This window comes from Streptomyces sp. NPDC079167, assembly GCF_040686735.1.
Taxonomy (GTDB): domain Bacteria; phylum Actinomycetota; class Actinomycetes; order Streptomycetales; family Streptomycetaceae; genus Streptomyces.
Window position 1 is genome coordinate 726,258 of record NZ_JBFBLO010000001.1, and the last position, 17,607, is coordinate 743,864.

18 protein-coding genes are annotated in these 17,607 nt (G+C 71.4%); 12 read left to right on the forward strand and 6 right to left on the reverse strand.

Translation table 11 applies throughout. The features are described from left to right. Positions 1 to 36: 36 nt before the first annotated feature. Complete coding sequence (locus tag AB0P41_RS03330) at positions 37 to 1,458, forward strand: hypothetical protein (protein WP_356708254.1); 1,422 nt, start codon at positions 37 to 39, stop codon at positions 1,456 to 1,458. 34 nt (positions 1,459 to 1,492) lie between these two features. Here the strand turns inward: AB0P41_RS03330 and AB0P41_RS03335 are convergent, their stop codons facing one another. Next, the gene (locus tag AB0P41_RS03335; RefSeq protein WP_356708256.1) at positions 1,493 to 2,104 is read right to left on the reverse strand and encodes a hypothetical protein; all 612 of its coding nucleotides are present in this window, start codon (positions 2,102 to 2,104) and stop codon (positions 1,493 to 1,495) included. A 214-nt stretch (positions 2,105 to 2,318) separates the two neighbouring features. After that, the gene (locus AB0P41_RS03340; protein WP_365929780.1) at positions 2,319 to 2,969 is read right to left on the reverse strand and encodes an RDD family protein; all 651 of its coding nucleotides are present in this window, start codon (positions 2,967 to 2,969) and stop codon (positions 2,319 to 2,321) included. 220 nt (positions 2,970 to 3,189) lie between these two features. Here AB0P41_RS03340 and AB0P41_RS03345 point away from each other — a divergent pair, with 220 nt between their 5' ends. Beyond that, positions 3,190 to 3,600: a RidA family protein gene (locus AB0P41_RS03345; protein ID WP_365929782.1), complete on the forward strand. Its 411-nt coding sequence runs from the start codon at positions 3,190 to 3,192 to the stop codon at positions 3,598 to 3,600. A 116-nt stretch (positions 3,601 to 3,716) separates the two neighbouring features. On the opposite strand, the gene AB0P41_RS03350 is transcribed toward AB0P41_RS03345, so the two are convergent. Continuing rightward, entirely contained in the window at positions 3,717 to 4,565 is an 849-nt protein-coding gene (locus AB0P41_RS03350) for a helix-turn-helix transcriptional regulator (RefSeq protein ID WP_365929784.1), read from the reverse strand. A gap of 249 nt (positions 4,566 to 4,814) precedes the next feature. Between AB0P41_RS03350 and AB0P41_RS03355 the strand changes: the two genes are divergently transcribed. The 3 genes from AB0P41_RS03355 to AB0P41_RS03365 all read left to right on the forward strand — a co-directional run bounded on the left by AB0P41_RS03355 (position 4,815) and on the right by AB0P41_RS03365 (position 7,686). Continuing rightward, the gene (locus AB0P41_RS03355) at positions 4,815 to 5,756 is read left to right on the forward strand and encodes an SDR family oxidoreductase (RefSeq protein WP_365929786.1); all 942 of its coding nucleotides are present in this window, start codon (positions 4,815 to 4,817) and stop codon (positions 5,754 to 5,756) included. Positions 5,757 to 5,887: 131 nt separating this feature from the next. Continuing rightward, complete coding sequence (locus tag AB0P41_RS03360) at positions 5,888 to 6,556, forward strand: RNA polymerase sigma factor (protein ID WP_365929788.1); 669 nt, start codon at positions 5,888 to 5,890, stop codon at positions 6,554 to 6,556. Then, on the forward strand, positions 6,553 to 7,686 hold the full coding sequence (locus AB0P41_RS03365) for a CU044_5270 family protein (RefSeq protein ID WP_365929790.1): 1,134 nt from the start codon (positions 6,553 to 6,555) through the stop codon (positions 7,684 to 7,686). Before AB0P41_RS03360 ends, AB0P41_RS03365 begins: the two co-directional genes overlap by 4 nt. 49 nt (positions 7,687 to 7,735) lie before the next feature. Here AB0P41_RS03365 and AB0P41_RS03370 read toward each other — a convergent pair whose 3' ends face one another. Further along, positions 7,736 to 8,296, reverse strand: a complete 561-nt coding sequence (locus tag AB0P41_RS03370; protein WP_365929792.1) for a hypothetical protein — start codon at positions 8,294 to 8,296, stop codon at positions 7,736 to 7,738. A 147-nt stretch (positions 8,297 to 8,443) separates the two neighbouring features. On the opposite strand from AB0P41_RS03370, the gene AB0P41_RS03375 reads away from it, so the two are divergent. Together AB0P41_RS03375 and AB0P41_RS03380 are read left to right on the forward strand one after the other, a co-directional pair. After that, on the forward strand, positions 8,444 to 9,037 hold the full coding sequence (locus AB0P41_RS03375; protein WP_356708272.1) for a TetR/AcrR family transcriptional regulator: 594 nt from the start codon (positions 8,444 to 8,446) through the stop codon (positions 9,035 to 9,037). A 58-nt stretch (positions 9,038 to 9,095) separates the two neighbouring features. Beyond that, positions 9,096 to 9,734: a hypothetical protein gene (locus tag AB0P41_RS03380; protein WP_356708274.1), complete on the forward strand. Its 639-nt coding sequence runs from the start codon at positions 9,096 to 9,098 to the stop codon at positions 9,732 to 9,734. A 37-nt stretch (positions 9,735 to 9,771) separates the two neighbouring features. Here the strand turns inward: AB0P41_RS03380 and AB0P41_RS03385 are convergent, their stop codons facing one another. Further along, on the reverse strand, positions 9,772 to 10,626 hold the full coding sequence (locus AB0P41_RS03385) for an alpha/beta fold hydrolase (RefSeq protein ID WP_356708276.1): 855 nt from the start codon (positions 10,624 to 10,626) through the stop codon (positions 9,772 to 9,774). A gap of 103 nt (positions 10,627 to 10,729) precedes the next feature. Then, on the reverse strand, positions 10,730 to 11,227 hold the full coding sequence (locus AB0P41_RS03390) for a hypothetical protein (RefSeq protein WP_365929796.1): 498 nt from the start codon (positions 11,225 to 11,227) through the stop codon (positions 10,730 to 10,732). 219 nt (positions 11,228 to 11,446) lie between these two features. On the opposite strand from AB0P41_RS03390, the gene AB0P41_RS03395 reads away from it, so the two are divergent. From AB0P41_RS03395 to AB0P41_RS03415, 5 genes are read left to right on the forward strand one after another with little or no spacing between them, the layout of a single operon-like run. After that, positions 11,447 to 12,739, forward strand: a complete 1,293-nt coding sequence (locus AB0P41_RS03395; RefSeq protein ID WP_365929797.1) for an ABC transporter substrate-binding protein — start codon at positions 11,447 to 11,449, stop codon at positions 12,737 to 12,739. Between the two features lie 31 nt (positions 12,740 to 12,770). Beyond that, the gene (locus tag AB0P41_RS03400; protein ID WP_365929798.1) at positions 12,771 to 13,712 is read left to right on the forward strand and encodes a sugar ABC transporter permease; all 942 of its coding nucleotides are present in this window, start codon (positions 12,771 to 12,773) and stop codon (positions 13,710 to 13,712) included. Between the two features lie 14 nt (positions 13,713 to 13,726). Next, positions 13,727 to 14,554 (forward strand): carbohydrate ABC transporter permease, encoded by an 828-nt coding sequence (locus tag AB0P41_RS03405; protein ID WP_356708281.1) that lies wholly within the window; start codon positions 13,727 to 13,729, stop codon positions 14,552 to 14,554. Next, complete coding sequence (locus AB0P41_RS03410) at positions 14,551 to 15,603, forward strand: LacI family DNA-binding transcriptional regulator (protein WP_365929801.1); 1,053 nt, start codon at positions 14,551 to 14,553, stop codon at positions 15,601 to 15,603. Before AB0P41_RS03405 ends, AB0P41_RS03410 begins: the two co-directional genes overlap by 4 nt. Before the next feature lie 52 nt (positions 15,604 to 15,655). After that, positions 15,656 to 17,590 (forward strand): cellulase family glycosylhydrolase, encoded by a 1,935-nt coding sequence (locus tag AB0P41_RS03415; protein ID WP_365929803.1) that lies wholly within the window; start codon positions 15,656 to 15,658, stop codon positions 17,588 to 17,590. Positions 17,591 to 17,607 lie beyond the last annotated feature (17 nt).

Consider the following 17,607-nt stretch of genomic DNA (forward strand, 5'->3'; position numbering starts at 1 on the left):
ACGATCACCCGTCACAACTACTGGAGGGGGGCGGGAATGCTTGAGGACATCGAGGACGGGGCGAAGGCGGCGACACGGCTCGCGGGAGGTGCGCCGCTTCGAAGCACGCTTGATGTCGCCGACCCCGGTGACTGGCTCGCGCTGGACGCAGGAGTGCGTGAGGTGGCCTGGTACCGCTCGCAGTTCCTGTCGGCGTGGGAGCACTCCACCCCGCTGCCCGCCGACCTGACTCAGCTCGACGGGTCTCGGCTCGCACTCGCCCTCTGCCACCGCGACGGGCGGATCCGTCAGGAGGCGGTGCGTCAGTCGGCGCGGTACCCCGGTCTGCTGCCGTTGGTCGTGATCCGCTGCGCCGACTGGGCCGAACCGGTGCGCGACCAGGCCCGGCAGTTGTTGCACGAGGCCCTGGACGTCGACTCCGCCCTCGGCCTCGCGCCGCTCATCCTCCGCGTCGGCCGCCGCGACAGAGGTGCCTTCGCCGTCGAAATGCTCGGCCGGACCCTGCGCCAGGCATCCCACAGGCAGCTCGCCGCACTCTTCGCCGACCCCGACCGCCTCGTCCGGCGGTTCACGCACCGGCTGGCCATCGAGGGCCGAACGCTCCGTCCCGCTGAGCTGGCCCGCGCAGCCGCCCGGGACCAGGACACCGTGGTGCAGGACCTGTGTGCCACAGCGGCGCTCGCGGCTCCCGAGGATGAGGACGCCTACGAGAGTGTGCTGCCTCCACTGCTGTCCGCACGCAACCCGCGTACCCGTTCGGCCGGCGTCACCGCGCTGAGACGGGCGGGGCGGTCGAAGCAGACCGAGCCGTTCCTGGGCGACCGCTCCGCGCTCGTGCGTGCGTGCGCCCGGTACGTCGTCCGACAGCAGGGAGGTGACCCGGCGGCTTGGTACCGGGAGCGGTGCACGGCGCCGGACGACCCCGAGTTGCCGCCCGGCGCGGTCATCGGGCTGGCCGAGTGCGGGAACCGCGCGGACGCCGGGCTGCTGCGGTCGCTGCTCGCACACCCGGAGGCCGGCGTACGGGCGCGAGCGGTGGCAGGACTGCGGGAACTGGACTGCGTGGACGCGAAGCAACTGTGGCCGCTCCTCGACGACCCCGCCGCCGGGGTCGTCCGCGAGACCGCCACCGCCCTGCTGCCATCGGCCAGGGAACTGCCTGGCGGCCCGCTGTTGGAGCGCACCGGCTCCGCACGGCCGCGGCACGTCCGCGTCGGCGCGTTCCGGCTGCTCGACGCGTGCGGCGGCATCGCGCCGCTACGGGCGGCGGTCGGCCTGCTCGACGACCCGGATACCAAGCTGCGCACCTGGGCCGGACAAGCAGTGCAGCGCTGGCATCCGTCACCGGACGGGCCGCACGGCGACGCGGAGGTGGGTGAACTGCTCGACCGGAGCCGACACCTCTTCAGCGACTACGTGCTGCGCCGACGCAAGTGGGAAGCCGGCGTGGACAGCTGAGACCGCACAGCGGTCCGGAGCTCCGCTCCGGTGGTCACTCCCGGCTGCGGAGAGGAGCGCGTAGCTCGACGCGAAGTCGGATGGACAGATCGACGGGCAGGCCCGAGCCGGCGTGGCGGAGCTCCTTCGAGTAACGGGCGATAAGGTCCAGATCCCGCAACTGTCGCCGAAGTTCGGAGACGAGCGCCTCGTCCGGGTCGACGGAGAGTTCGCCTTCTTCCTGCTCAGCCAGGTACACGAGGTGCTGGTCGATCGCCTCGACCGCCCGGTCGCTGGTCCGGACGGCGAATTCCTGGCAACCGAACAGATAGGCATGTGCGGCGTACAACGCCGCCGCCGCAGCCGACTCGTCCGCGTCGTCCGGCCCGTCCTGGCCGTCGTTGTGGCAGTACTCGCCGAGCAGGTACTCGCCAACGCCACGCTTGACTGCCGAGAAGGCCGTCGAATCGCCGAGGACGCCCTCCCACACGGAATCCAGCAGAGGTCGCAGGCTCACGGTGAACGGTGCTCGCTCGTCCTCCGGCAGTGCCTCGTGCCAACTCATCAGGCGCTCCGCGACACCTGCGGCGAACACACCGCGCTCGCCGGACGACGACGCCTGGAGCCGCTCCTCCACCAGCGCCGAAAGCTCCCGCCACGTGTCCATTCGTAACCACCCCTGCGTCGCGATACCGGCGTGCTCACGCCGGCCGGGCCGATCATCTCAGCCACCGGTGACAGCTCCACACGCAAGATTCCAACGCCGCCGCACTCATCGGGGAAGGCTGCCTCCCCGCTGCCAGGCGCCCTGTCCGACCGCTCCGAAGGGCCGGCGGGCCGACGGGCCGGCCGCCCACCCCTTCCGTCCCTCCGGCGACGGCTCAGCCCTTGTTGACCTTGATGACGACGGTCTTGCACACCTTGTCGGCGAAGGTCTGGTTCTTCTCGTCCCACAGCGGCCACAGCCAGCCGAGGTAGCACGCGAAGCTGTCCAGGAAATGCGCGAGCTTGCGTACGAACGCCATGCCGAAGCCCAGCGGCCTGCCGTCGGCCTCCCGGTGCAGGCTGATGCCGAGGACCTTCTTGCCGGTCGTCTGGCCCGTCTTGCCCTCCAGGTAGAGCTGGAAGAACGCCATGACGATGGTGTAGACCACGCCGATCGCGAAGAAGACTCCCGGCTCGGCGGTCGCCGGGTCGTCGCTGCCCGCGAGGTCGATGAAGCCGAGCGCGTACATCGGGCCGGCGATGATCAGCACGTCCAGCAGGTACCCGCCGACGCGCTGCCCCCAGTGGGCCAGCGGCGGCAGCCCCGCCCCCGGCATGCCGGGCGGCGGGTACGCCCCGTACGGCTGCTGCGGATAGCCGGGCTGAGGGGGCATGCCCTGCTGCGGGTAGCCGTACTGCGAAGGCGCGCCCTGCTGCGGGTAGCCCGGCTGAGGAGGCACGCCCTGCGGCGCCTGCTGCGGGTACCCGGGCTGGCCTTGCGGAGGCTGCTGGCTGTAAGGGTTGTTGTTGGGATCGCCGAAGCTCATGGCGAAGCTCTCCAGTTCAGAGATGGGGACGGAGCGACCTGGACGGAGGGCTGTTTCACGCCACACGCAGTTGCCCCCCGTACAGCCGCGATCGTGCGCGCTCATCGTGTTCGTAGGACAGTCTGCTTGTCTAATCCGGTGGACGGGAAAATGGGAGGCAGCCCGGCAACCGGTCTGCTAGGAATGCGAATTCCCCCTCACCCGCCAGGATTTGGACGCCATGCCCCGCGCTGTCACACTCATCCGCTCCTCCGCCCTCTCCGACGTGGCCGAGTACGCCTACGCCGCCACCGCACCCGCCGACGCACGGCTGATCTTCCTCGCCGGGGCGTGCCCGCTGAACGAGGACGGGTCAACGGCGGCCGTAGGCGACTACGCCGGCCAGGCGGCGAAGGCCCTCGCAAACATGAAGACCGCACTCGCAGCGGCCGGGGCCGGCCTGGAGGACGTCATCAGTACGCGCGTACTGGTGGCCTCCACGCGGCAGGAAGACCTGGTGACCGCCTGGAAGGTGGTCCGCAATGCCTTCGGCGACCACGACGTCCCGAGCACGCTGCTCGGCGTCACCGTTCTCGGATACGCCGACCAACTCGTGGAGATCGAAGCCGTAGCCGCCGTCCTCGCCCCCTGACCGCGCCCCAAACCTGACCACCAGGGAGTCATTGGGAAGTTACGGACAGAAAAGTAGCCCGTTATGTCCAGGATGGACGTCCGTAACTTCCCAATGACGGGACCGCGTTGCGCGGGTCAGCGCAGCGCCTGCGTGCCTATGACCGCGAGGAGGCGCAGTTTGTCGTGGCTCTCGCTGCCCGGGACCGCGGTGTAGACGAGCAGGCGGTGTGACTGGTCCGGGTCGAGGAGGTTCTGGCAGTTCAGTTCGAGTGCGCCGACCTCCGGGTGGATGAAGCGCTTGATGTGATGGGGACGGACTCCGACCTCGTGTGTCTCCCACAGGCTGCGGAATTCCTCGCTCCTTGCGAGGAGCAGCTCGGCGTAGTGGGCGGCCCGGGAGTCGGGGCCCCGCAGAGCGGCCACTTCGCGCAGGCCGGACGCGAACATCCGGGAGAGGAAGGCGTGGTCCGCCGGCGCGTAGAGGTCGCGGGTGGCCGGGTCGGTGAACCAGCGGTAGCCGATGCTGCGCGCGGGCCCGGTGTAGCGGGTCGTGTCGCCGATGAGGGCTGTGCCGAGCGGGGTCTGCCGCAGTGTCTCGCCGAGCTCGGTGACGACCTCCGCGGGCGTGTCGTCCAGCCGGTCGAGGATGCGCAGCAGGCCGGGGCTGATGTGCTCACTGACGGTGCCCGTGCCCCGGACGGGCGGGGCCTGGCCGACGAGGCGGAACAGGTGGTCCCGCTCGTCGAGGGAGAGGTGCAGCCCCTGCGCGATCGAGGCGATCATCGGCTCGGAGGGCCGGGGGCCGCGCTCGCGCTCCAGCCGGGCGTAGTAGTCGGTCGACATGTGGCAGAGCTCGGCGACCTCTTCGCGGCGCAGCCCGCTGGTCCGGCGCCGCCGTCCGCGCGGGAGTCCGACGTCCTCGGGTTGCAGCAGCTCCCGGCGGCGGCGCAGGAACGCCGCGAGCCCGGCCCGGTCGATCTCCATGCGTTCTCTCCCTCTCGTACGGATCCTTTGTAGCGCGCGCTCCCGTGCTTATCCACTGATCGTCGATCCCCCTCTGCGGCAGCGGTGAGGGGCGGGCGGCAGGCGTGTCCCGGTGCTGTCCGTGCAGGTCAGCCGTAGCCTGGCCGCGCCGGCGGGGCGTATCGGTGGATCGGGAGTCCCTGGATGGGCCCGGTCGTCGGGGTCACGGTGGGGGCAACGACATCCACAGGATCTTCAGGGAGTGCACTCATGCCGCGACAGGACATCGACATCACCGTTCCCGACCTGAGCGGACAGCGCGCTGTCGTCACCGGGGCGAGTGACGGGATCGGGCTCGGCATCGCCACGCGCCTGGCCGCCGCCGGCGCGGAGGTCGTCATGCCGGTGCGTAATCCGCGTAAGGGTGAGGGGGCAGCGGCCAGGATCCGTGAGCAGGTCCCCGGCGCGAACGTGTCGCTGCGCGTACTCGACCTCTCCTCGCTCGCCTCCGTCGCGGAGCTCGGCAAGGACCTGCTGGACGAGGGCCGCCCCATCCACCTCCTCATCAACAACGCCGGCGTCATGACCCCGCCCGACCGGCAGACGACGGCCGACGGCTTCGAGCTGCAGTTCGGCACCAACCATCTGGGGCACTTCGCCCTGGTCAACCACCTGCTGCCGCTGCTGCGAGCCGGCCGCGCCCGCGTGACGTCGCAGGTCAGCGTTGCCGCAAACCGCAACGCCATCCACTGGGACGACCTGAACTGGGAACGTTCGTACAACGGCATGCGCGCCTACAGCCAGTCGAAGATCGCCTTCGGCCTCTTCGGTCTCGAACTCGACCGGCGCAGCAGGGCAGAAGGCTGGGGCATCACGAGCAACCTCTCCCACCCGGGAGTCGCGCCGACGAGCCTGCTCGCCGCCCGCCCCGAGGTCGGCCGTGCCGAGGACACGCTCGGCGTGCGCCTGATCCGCGCCCTGTCCGCCCGCGGCATCGTGGTCGGAACAGTGCGCACGGCGCAGCTTCCGGCCCTCCACGCCGCCACGTCGCCCGAGGCCGTGGGCGGCGGGTTCTACGGGCCGAACGGGACCGGGCACCTGGGTGGCCGTCCGGCGGAGCAGAAGCTGTACGGCCGCCTGCGCGGCAGCGAGGACGCGCGGCGAATCTGGCAGATCTCCGAGGAACTCGCGGGCGTTCGCTCCTGGGAGTAGCGCCGCCCCACTGTCGCCGGCCGCTGCCGCGCCGCCGGGCCCCCGCCGTGTGGCGCGGGTCACCGGAACTCCTCGGCCGGGCCGGAGAGATAAGTGGTGTGAGGTGTGATGAGGACGGAGATCGGGAGCGCATGCGTGCACGGATCAGGGCGGGCGACCGCGAGGCGTTCGCCGCGCTCTTCGAGGAGTACGCGCGGGCGGTCTACAACCACGCCTACCGGCTGACGGGCGACTGGTCGACGGCCGAGGAGGTGCTGTCCGAGACCTTTCTGGCGGCCTGGCGCACCCGTCGCGCGGTCGAACCGGAGGGCGACTCGCTGCGGCCGTGGCTGCTCGGGATCGCCACGAACAAGGCCCGCAACGCCAACCGCGGCACCGGGCGGCGCCTGGCCTTCCTGGCCCGCCGCCCCGCCCCGGAACCGGTGGCGGACATCGCGGACGCCACGGCGGGGCGTGTCGACGACGGACGGCGGCTCGCCGCGGCACAGCGGGCGCTGGGCGGGCTCCGCCGACAGGAACGCGAGGTGCTGGTCCTCTGCGTGTGGTCCGGGCTGGACTACGCCGAGACCGCCGAGGCCCTCGGCGTCCCGGTGGGCACCGTGCGGTCGCGGCTGTCCCGTGCCCGTGCCCGGCTGCGCCGGCTCACCGACGAGGAGCTCGGCCGGGCACCTGACGGGGCCCCGCGTGTGGCGCGATCCGGAGAAGCGGTGCGATCAGGCCGGGAACCCCGCCCCGGCCGCGGAGAGGTAGGGAGCAGGGCCCCGTTCGTGGCCCTGCCCATCCAGGAGGAAGCCCGATGAACGACCGTACCTCCGGCCCCGAGCGGGCCGAACGCGAGGAACTGGGCCGGCTGTTGCCGGCCCCGGCCGAACGGGACCTGCCCCCGGGCCGTCATCTCCACCACAAGGACACCCTGATGCGTCTGATCGACCAGGACGGCGACCGCGCCACCGCTCGCCCCCGCCCCCGCCTCCTGCGCCCCGCCGTTCTGCTGCCCGCCGCCGGTCTCGCCCTGGGCGCGGTGCTGCTGACCACGCTCGCCGTGACCGGCCAGGACCGCGATCCGGCACCGTCCGCCGCGGGCGCCAGCTCCGGGACCACGGCTCCGCGGGGTGCGGCGGTGCTGCTGGACCAGATCGCCTCGGTCGCCCGGAAGAGCGACGAACTGAAGGTGACCGACGACCAGTTCGTGTACGTCAGGACGCTGGAGGCCGGCAGCGAGGGCACACTCGGCGGGCCGTTGAAGATGACCGCGCCCAGCGAGCGCGAGATCTGGATCACGCAGAAGGCCGGGCCGGTGGTCGAGGAGGGTCTGATCCACGAGGACGGCTCGTACGGCCCGATCACGGTCGGGGTCCCGGACGGCGAGACTCCCGTCGGCTACCCGGCCGGTTTCAACCGGCCGACGTACACCTGGCTGGCCTCGCTGCCCACCGACCCCGATGCCCTCCTGCGGCGGATCACCACCGAGATCACCCGGGACCAGGACTCGCGCGACACCCCGGCCGGGGATCGGAACCCGGCGCAGGACGCCTTCGACATCATCGGTGAGCTGCTGGGGGGGACGGTGATGCCGCCGAAGACCGCGGCCGCCCTCTACAAGGCCGCGGCGAAGATCCCCGGCGTGACCGTCGACCCCGACGTGGTGGACGCGGCGGGCCGGCACGGCATCGGCGTGGCCCGCGACGACGTCCGGGACGGCTGGCACACCACCTGGATCTTCGACTCGGCCACCCTGGAGTACCTGGGCCAACGGACCTCCCTCATCAGGGACACCTCCATGGGCAAGAAGGGCACCCTGCTCAGCAAGTCGGCGGTCCTGGAGCGCGGGGTCGTCGACGCCCTCCGCGAGAGGCCGTCGACCGGGATGCCGTCGACCGGGATGCCGTCGACCGGGATGCCGTCGGCCGGGGAGCCGTCGACGACCTGACCCGGCGTGGGAAGCGGCCCCACGCGCCCCGGCACCGGCCGTCCCCCGGTCACGCCCGGTCGCGGGCGGGCTTCAGCCGGAGCGCCGAGACGAGGAAGAACACGCCTCCGAGGAAGGCGTAGCCCGCGAGGTTCATCAGTGTGGGATCGCCGCTGCCGGCCTGCGTGACGAACGAGGTGCCGGCGAGTACGGAGATGGCACCGCTGATGATCATCGGCCACTGACCGCCCAGTCCCCGGCGAACGGCACCCGCGACGAGCTGGACGAGCCCGGAGACGACGGCCCAGGCTCCCCAGATCCGCAGGACGTCCGGGATGCCGGACGTGACGGCGACCGCCAGGCCGATGACGGCCAGTGAGCTGATCGCGATGTTCACGTACAGAGCGGGCGCCGGGGCGCCGTTCGCCTTGGCGGACCGTACGTCGACGATCGCGGCCGCCACGTCGAACAGGGGGTAGACCAGCAGGAGCGCCACACTGAGCGGCCCCAGGGTGTCGGCGGTGGCGAACAGGGCGCCGGCCCAGACCGCGGCGAACGCGAAGCGGCCGAAGTACAGCTTTCGCAGGGTCGCGGGAACGCTGGGGGGCGCGGTGCTGACGAGGGTGTCCACGGAGGTGCCTTTCGATGACGGCGCAGGGATGCGCAACAGCCGGCCCTGCACATGAGGGAGAACGTTCGGTCTCATTGCATTAGAGGCCTCCGGTCCGGGCCTGTCAAGACCGAACGTTCTACCTCAGTGGTTTGGTAGCCTGGCCGCATGAGCCGGAGCCCAGAAGGCGGCAGCACGTCCGAAGCGCGGGCGCGGCTGCTCAGCACAGCGATCAGGATCTTCTACGCGGAGGGGATCCACTCCGTCGGCATCGACCGGATCACCGCGGAGGCGAAGGTCACCCGCGCCACGCTGTACCGGCACTTCGCGGGCAAGGAAGACCTCGTCCTCGCGTATCTGGGCCAAGCCGACCAGGGGATCCGAGCGCAGATCGCCGCCGCGCAGACGGACGGACGGTCAGCCGCCGACAACGTCCGGGCCGTGGCCAGGTCCATCACGGAGGGCATCACCTCCCCCGGTTTCCGCGGCTGCGCCTTCCTCAACGCGGTAGCCGAATACCCCGATCCCGCGCACCCGGTCCACCGGGCCGTCCTGGCCCACCGGGAATGGTTCCTGAACACCGTCACGGACCTGCTGGCGGAGACCGGATCCGCACCCGCCGAGCCGGCGGCCCGGCATCTCGTCATGCTCCGGGACGGCGCCATGGCGGCCGGCTGCCTCTTCGACCCGGAGTTGATCTCCGAGACCTTCCTGCACGGCGTCGAGGGAATCCTCAGCTCCCGCGCCGCCGCCGAGGGCTGAGCGGCGCCGCGCACTTCTCCGTCCGGGCGGCCCACCCCGTCCCGATAAGGTCGCCGGCATGCGTGGTGTGCGAGTGGTGCTGATCGGGGGCACGTCGAACGTCGGGAAGTCGGCCGTCGCCCGAGCGGTGGCGGAAGGACTCGGCTTCGAGTGCCTGTCGACGGACGACCTGGCCCGGCACCCGGGGAGGCCCTGGCGGACACCGGAGCGGGAAGTGCCTCCGCACGTCGCCGAGCACTACGGCAGCCTCACGGTCGACGAGCTGATCCGGTCCGTCCTCGACCACTACGACCGGCTGTGGCCCCGCGTCGAGGAGCTGATCACCACCCGCGCGGCCGAGGGCGGCACCGGGACGGGCCTGGTCCTCGAGGGTTCGGCGCTCCGGCCCGAGCCCGTCGCGGAGCTGAAGGTCCGGCGTACGTCCGCGGTATGGCTCACCGCGGACGCCGTGGTGCTACGCGCCCGGGTGCGCGCGGCCGGCCGCTACGAGGCGGCGACTGCGGCGGAACGGCACCTGATGGACCGGTTCCTGGCCCGGACCGAGCGCTACCAGGAGCTCACGCTGGACGCCGTCGACAGACTGGGCCTGGACCGTGTCGACACGGGGGCGGGACATTCGGTCGCGGAGCTGGCCGACCTGGTGCTCGCGACAGTCGGCACACAGGTAACCGTGGGGCGTTCGCCCGGCGGGGGCTGACCGGACACCCCCGCCGGCGAGGGCCCCTCGACGGGCGTCAGTGCGCCGCGAGGCCCGCCAGCAGCTCGGCGGCGGGCTTCGGGTGGACGAGCCAGCGCAGGTGACTCCCCTCAAGTGTCCGGACGTCGAAGGGATTGTCCGGTGTGAGCGCGTCGGCCTCGCGGATCATGCGGTCCTGCACGGCGGGCGGAACGCTGGCATCGGCGGCCAGCCGCACATAGGTCCGGGGAATCCGGCCCCACGTCGCGGCCTGTGCCCGGTCGGCGGACGTACCGGCGTCGAGGTTCTCGTCGGGCTGGAAGGTGTTCAGGAAGGTCCGGAACTCGTCATCGGTGAGATCGGCGGCGAACGCCTGCCGGAACGCGGCGAGCGCCACCGGGTCGGCGGTACGGAAATTGACCCGCAGCAGGCCCAGTTCGGCGGGGTTCCCGACGAGCGCGGCAGCCAGGGCGCCCGGATCGACGTCCGCCATCTCCGGCTGGGCGTAGTAGTCGGCCACCTCCAGGTCGACGGGGCACCAGGCGGAGACGTAGACGATCCGGTCGACCAGCTCGGGCCGGGCGTTGGCGACGGCGGTGACGGTGATGCCACCCCTGCTGTGGGCGACGAGAATGGTGGGCCCGTTCCGCTTGGCCCGTTCGAGGACTTCGATCACGCGGGCGACGTTGTCCGCGAGCGTGACCCCCTTGATGCTCCCCGGTTCGGCGGACAGGGCGGCGAGATCCTGAGGAGCCTGGTAGGGCGCGGGGAAGGTCGCCTCGAATCCATGCCCGGGAAGATCGACCGCGACCGAGCGGTGGCCCAGCAGGGCGAGTTCGGCTTGCAGAGGTGCGAACGAGAACGAGTTCGCGAAGGCCCCGTGGACAAGGATGAATGTCGGTTGGTTCGGCATGTCTCAGCCTCCAACAGAACGATCTCCGGAGCAATACCGACGTCGGTGCGGTTCCGGCCGGCCCCGCACGCCGAGGGCGACCGCTTCTCCCGTGACCCCCAGGTCACCTACCGCTGTTCTCCTCCCGCCGACGCCTGCGCCGTTCGCGACGGCGCTCGGCCCTGCGCGCCCGGGACCGCGCCTGCCGCTCCTCCCGCAGACGGCGCTCCCGCGCCAGGCGTCGCGCCTCGCGTGCCGTGTCGGTGTGGCGATGCGCGGACCACGGGATCACGACGGCGACCGCGACCAGGGCGAACGCCACGATCCAGTGACCGAAGGAGGTACCCATGGTCAGCGCGACCACCGCCCCGGCGGCCGCTCCTGCCGAGTAGCCCAGGGCCGGGCGCCAGTCCGTGCGGTAGCGCCCGAAGGCCCTGGCCATGATGCCCAGCGGCCACAACGCGGCCATGAAGGCCGTGAAGTACTTGCCCCCGCCCTCCGGAACGCCACAGCCTCCCTTCGGATGCGGCGCGCACCCCAGGGTCACCATCCCCGCCAGGCCCCAGCCGAACCAGAGCATCAACCCCGCCGCGAAGGCGGCCCCCACCCATCTCGCACGCATGCCCGGATCATAGGGACGGCCGCTGACCGCCGCCCTGTGAAGCCGTCGGGCAGGGCCACCGGCTCTCCGGCCCGCCCCCGGCCCTTGCCCGAAATGCCGGTCTCTCCAACATGTGCAACCGGGGGTTGACCGTTCCGCCACACGCCCCTAAGTTTCTCGCAACCCGCTGGTACATCGATTAACCACCCTGGTCAACGTCCTGGTTGGAGACATCCCGCTGTGCGCTCACCCCTGAGTCGGCGCGGTTTCCTTGCCGCTGGTTCCGGCCTCACCGCCGCTGCCGCGCTGCCCGCAATGTCCGGCTGCTCCACGCTCGCCTCGGCCGATTCCGACCCCGGCTCCCTACTCGTCCACACCCAGCTCGGGACCACCGCGCCGGGCTCCGCCACGTACACCGCCGTCGTCAAGGCCTTCGAGAAGGAGAACCCGGGCCTCCGGGTCAAGAACCTCGTCAACGGCGACGACCTCCCCCAGGTCTACGAGACCTCACGGCTGGCCCGTAAGGAGCCGGACGTGGTCATGGTCAACCTGTACGACAAGACGCTGGCCTGGACCGACGTCGGTGCCACCGTCGACGTCAAGGGCTACCTCGACGACTGGGGGCTGCGCGACCGCGTCCTGCCCGCCGCCCTGACGGAGTGGACCGACGGACAGGGCAGGCTCCGCGCCTTCCCGTACTTCGCCACCAACTGGCCCGTCGCCTTCAACACCCACCTGCTCGACCGGGCCGGCGTCGGCTCCGTCCCCACCACCGGCGACCAGCTCATCGGCGCCGCACGGAAGTTGCGCGCCAAGGGCATCGCCCCCGTCACCGTCGGCGGCAACGACTGGACGGGGCAGAAGCTGCTCGCCCAGATCATCCAGACCTTCCTCACCCCCGAGGAGGCCAGGCAGGTCTACACGACCGGCGACTTCAGCGGCAGCCGGGGAGCCCGCGCGGGCATCGACTACTTCGTGACCCTGCGGGACGCCGGTGTCTTCGCCGACAAGGCGCAGGGGCTGACCTCCGACACGATGACCACGCAGTACAACACGGAGGCGGCGGCCGTCCAGTCCGCGATGTCGTCCGCGCTGGCGAAGGTCCCGGCGAAGGCGGCCGGGCACACCGAGATCGGCGGCTGGCCCCTCGCACCGGGTGCCGCCCACGAGAAGCCGACCATCCTGCGCTCGTACACCCTCATCGGCTTCTGGATCAGCCCCAACGGGGTCAAGAAGCTGTCCTCCGTCGAGAAGTTCCTCCGCTTCATGTACCGCCCCGACGTGGTGTCCCGCTTCATCACCGAGAGCGGCCGGGACATGGCGCTCGTGACCGACACCGTCAGCAAGGACTTCCCGCTGGTGGCCGAGGCCCAGCAGCTCGGCGACCGGGTCGGCCAGGTGCTCCTCCCCGACCTGTACGTCCCCCCGACCGCCACCCAGCCGCTGATCACCGCGACCAGCACCGCCTTCACCCGGGGAACGAGCGCGGCCTCCGTGCGCTCCGCCCTGGAATCCGCGTACCGCACGGCCTGATCCGCGCGCCCGAGCCCTTGCGAGTCCTCCCATGACGATGCTTTCGTCCGCCCCGGGCGGCGCCTCGGTCCGCGGACCGGTCACTCCGCCGCTGTCCGCCCCCACCACGAAGCGCCGTACGCAGGGCGGGGTCATCCTCGCCGTGCCCGCGCTGGTCTGGTACCTCGTCTTCATGGTCGGCCCGCTGGTCGCCATCTTCGTGATCGCCGCCCTGCACTGGCCCGGCATGCTCCAGCCGGTCTCCTTCGCCGGCACGGGCAACATCGGCGCGGTCCTCGACGACCCGGTCTTCTGGGACGCGGTGCAGAACACCGCCGTGCAGCTCGTCGTGGCCGTGCCCCTGATGATCGTCGGGGCGTACATGCTCGGGTACTACGTGGCCCAGAAACCGCCGGGCCACCGCGTCCTGCGTTATCTGCTCTTCATCCCCGGGCTGATCTCCACCCCCGCCAAGGCGATGGTGTTCTACGCGGTCCTCTCCCCGGACGGCCTGCTCAACGGCGCCCTGGACAAGGCCGGTCTCGGCTCGCTGACCGACGCATGGCTCGCCTCGCCGTCCACCGCGCTCGGCTCCCTCATCCTCCTCGACGTGTGGAGCGGCATCGGGTTCACCGCCGTGCTGTTCGCGGCCCGGCTCGGCAGCGTCCCGGACGAGATCGGTGAGGCCGCGCAGCTCGACGGCGCCGGGCACTGGCGCGCCATGTGGCGCATCCACTTCCCCGTCATCCGTGACTTCGTGGGCGTCGTGACGATGCTCCAGTTCCTCTGGACGCTGTTCGGCTCCGCGCAGAACGTGCTGCTGCTGACGCAGGGCGGGCCGGGCAGCTCGTCGACGACGCTGTCCTTCCTCGTCTACCAGAAGGCGTTCATCGCGGCCGACCTCGGCTACAGCCAGACCGTCGGCGTGGTGCTCTTCCTGGTGGGCCTGGCCGGGCTGCTGACCATCCGTCGCGTCTTCCGCCAGAACTACTGATCGGAGCTGGTCCCATGAAGTTCGGAAGGTCCTGGCTGCCGGCGCACATCTTCGCCTGGCTGTACATGGTGCTGCTGGTCGTCCCCCTCTACTACCTGCTGGTCTCGGCGTTCAAGACGAACGACCAGATCTTCGGGAGCCCGTTCTCCCTCCCCACCTCCCTCTCCACCGCGAACTTCACCGAGTCGTTCACCTCGGCCCACCTCGGGCCGGCGATCCTCAACTCGATGCTCGTGACCGTGCTGGCGCTCGTGCTCACCCTGGCGCTCGCGATACCGGCGGCCTTCGCCATCGCCCGTGCCGAGGGACGGCTCGGCGCCCTGGTCGAGCGGGTGTTCTCGCTGGGCTTCCTGATCCCCACCTTCGCCGCGCTCTTCCCGACGTTCCTGCTGGCCGCCGCGACCGGGCTGTTCCACACCCGCGCGTTCATGGTGCTGTTCCTGCCGGCCACGGCGATGCCGCTCTCCGTCGTCATCCTGGTGCAGTTCATGCGGACCATCCCGCGTGAGATGGAGGAGGCCGCGCGCATGGACGGCGCGTCCACCTTCGCCGTCCTGCGGCACGTCTACACGCCGATGTGCATGCCGGGCATCGCGACGATCCTGCTGCTGAACTTCCTGACGTTCTGGAACGAGTACCTCTACTCGCTCGTCATCATCGGCCCCGACCCGGACCTGCGGACCGTGCAGGTCGCCCTGCCGACGCTCAAGTCCCTGACGGGTACGGACTACGGCATCCTTACGGCGGGCACGGTGCTGACCCTGGTCCCGGTCTGGGCGGTCTACACCGTGCTCCAGAAGCGGATGCAGCAGGCCCTCGTCAGCGGAGCGGTGAAGATGTGAACAAGCCTCTGGAAGGCCGCACGACCGTACGGCCCACGATCAAGGCCGTGGCCGCAGCGGCGGGGGTCTCCACCGCCGCGGTCTCCCAGGCCGTCAACGGCACCGGCCGGATCTCGGAGGCCACCCGCCGCCGGGTCCTGGACGCGGCCACCGAACTGGGCTGGTCCCCCAGTGCCTCCGCGACGGCGCTGCGCCGCGCGCGTACCCGTACGATCGCCCTCGTCGTGCGGCGGCCCACCGATGTGCTGGGCTCCGACCCGCACTTCAGTGAGCTGATCACCGGTCTGGAGGGCGAGCTCGCGCCGCGCGGCTACGGTCTGCTGCTCCACCTGGTCGCGGGCATGGACCAGGAGAACGCGCTGTACGAACGGCTCGTCGCGGAGGGCCGCATAGACGGCGCCGTGCTGACCGACGCCCGCGCCGACGACCCCCGCCCCGGCCTGCTGCGGAGCCTCGGGCTGCCCGCCGTCCTGCTGGGCGCCCCCGACGCCGGATCGCCCGTGCCCCGGGTGGGGCTCGGGCAGCAGGGCGCGGGTGTGAAGGAGGCCGTGGCCCATCTGCTGGAGCTCGGCCACCGCCGCGTCGCCTATGTCGCGGGCCCGGCCGAGCTGTTGCACACCCGGCGGCGGCTGCACGCGTTCGAGGAGGCCCTGGCCGAGGCGGGGCTGCGCCCCGTCGCCGTGCGGCACAGCGACTTCACCGAGCAGGCCGCCGTCGACGTCACCGAGGAGCTGCTCGCCCTGCCCGACCGGCCGACGGCCCTGGTGTTCCCGAACGACTCCATGGCCGTCTGCGGCATCGGCACGGCGCAGCGCGCCGGGCTCCGGGTGCCCGGAGACCTGTCGGTCATCGGTTACGACAACCTCTCGCTCGGCCGCTGGGTCCACCCCCGGCTCACCACCGTCGACCAGCAGGTACAGCGCGTCGGTGCGGCCGCCGCGCTCACCCTGCTCGCCGGGTGCGGGGAGGACGTGCCCCCGCCGGTGCTCGACGGCCGACCGCGTCTGGTCGTACGGGAGTCGACGGGCCCCCTGACCTCCCCGACCTGAACCACCGCACCACCCCGCACCCCCCGCACATCGAAGAGGACCCAGAGACACCATGCGACGCCACAGCGCCCAGCTCACCCACGACTCCGCCGTCCTCCCGTGGCTCGGCGCCAACTTCTGGTCCCGGACCGGCGGGCCGCTGATGTGGCGGAACTACGAGCCGAAGACGGTCCGCGAGGAGCTTGCCGTGCTCGCGGAGCACGGCCTGAACATGACCCGGTCGTTCTTCTACTGGCCCGACTTCCACCCGGAGCCCGGACGGATCGACGAGGAACTCTGCGACCGCTTCCGGGACTTCCTGGACGCCCACCACGAGCTGGGCATGGGCACGGTCCCCACGTTCATCGTCGGCCACATGTCGGGCGAGAACTGGGACCCGGCGTGGCGTGGTGACCGGGATCTGTACGAGGACGTGTGGCTCGTCGGCCGGCAGGCGTGGTTCGTCTCGCAGATGACCCGCCGCTTCAAGGACCATCCGGCGGTGACCGGCTGGCTGATCACCAACGAGATGCCGGGCTACGGCCGGATCTACCAGGTCGACCCGCCGTCGAGCGACGTCGTGACCGCCTGGGCGCAGTTCATGTGCGACGCGGTGCGCGCGGCCGGCGGCACCCAGCCGGTGTCGCTGGGCGACGGCGCGTGGGGCATCGAGGTGACGGGCCGGGACAACGGCTTCTCGCTGCGGGAGACCGCCGAGTACGTCGACTTCGTGGGCCCGCACGTCTACCGCTCCGACACGGACCGGCCGCGCCAGCACTACCGGGCCGCGTTCGAGTGCGAGCTCGCCGCCGTCACCGGTCAGCCGGTCGTGCTGGAGGAGTTCGGGCTCTCCACGGACACGGTCTCGGCCGCGAACGCCGGGGTCTTCTACCGGCAGACGCTGCACAACTCGCTGCTCGGCGGGGCCACCGGCTGGATGGCCTGGAACAACACGGACTACGACGATCTGTGGGAGCAGTCGCCGTACGACCACCACCCCTTCGAGATGCACTTCGGGATCACCGACAGTACCGGGCGCCCGAAGGAGCCGCTGCGCGAACTGGCGGCCTTCGCGAAGGTCCTGGAGCAGGTCGACTTCCCGCGCTGCCGCCGTACCGACGCGGACGCGGCTCTCGTCGTGCCGGCCTTCCTGGAGCGGGGCTACCCGTACAGCCGGCCCGCCGACCGCCCGTTGATCTTCACCTCGCTGCACCAGGGTTACGTGGCGGCGCGCGGCGCCGACCTGCCGGTGGCGTTCGCGCGGGAGGCCGACGGACTGCCGGACGACGCCTCGCTGTATCTGCTGCCGTCGACCCGTCAGCTGACCACCCGCACCCGCCGTGCGCTGGAGCGCCGGGCGAGGGAGGGGGCCACGGTCTACCTGTCGTTCTGCTCGGGCGAGTACCCGACGACGCGCGGCCCGTGGTTCCACGACCTCGACGGGCTGTTCGGCGTGGAGCTCCAGCTGTCCTACGGTGTCGCCGAGCCGATCGAGGACGACGTCCTGGAGATGACGTTCACCGAGGACTTCGGCTCGATAGCCGCCGGCGAGGTGCTGACCTTCCCCGTCGCGGGCAACGAGGACAGCCGCGCCTATCTGCCGGTCGTCCCGGACGGCGCGCGGGTCGTCGCCACCGACGCGCACGGCCGCCCAGCGCTCCTGCGTCACGAGACGGGCGCCGGCCGCACGGTCCTGTCCACGTATCCGCTGGAGCACATGGCCGCCCATACGGCCCGCGCCAACCCCGAGCAGACCCACCGGCTGTACGCGGCGCTCGCCGAGCTGGCCGGGGCGGCGCGCCCGGTGACGGTGGACACCCCGTACGTCAGCGCCGACACGCTGGTCCGCGAGGACGGCGCGCGCTTCGTGTGGCTGGTGAGCCAGTCCGGCGAGGAGCTGACCGTACGCCCGTCGGCGGACGGGGAGCTGCGCGAGCTGACCGGCGGGGGCCCGGTGCGGGACGTGACCCTGGCTCCGTACGGCGTGCGCGTGCTCGGACTGCGCTGACCGCCCGGTCCTTGAGG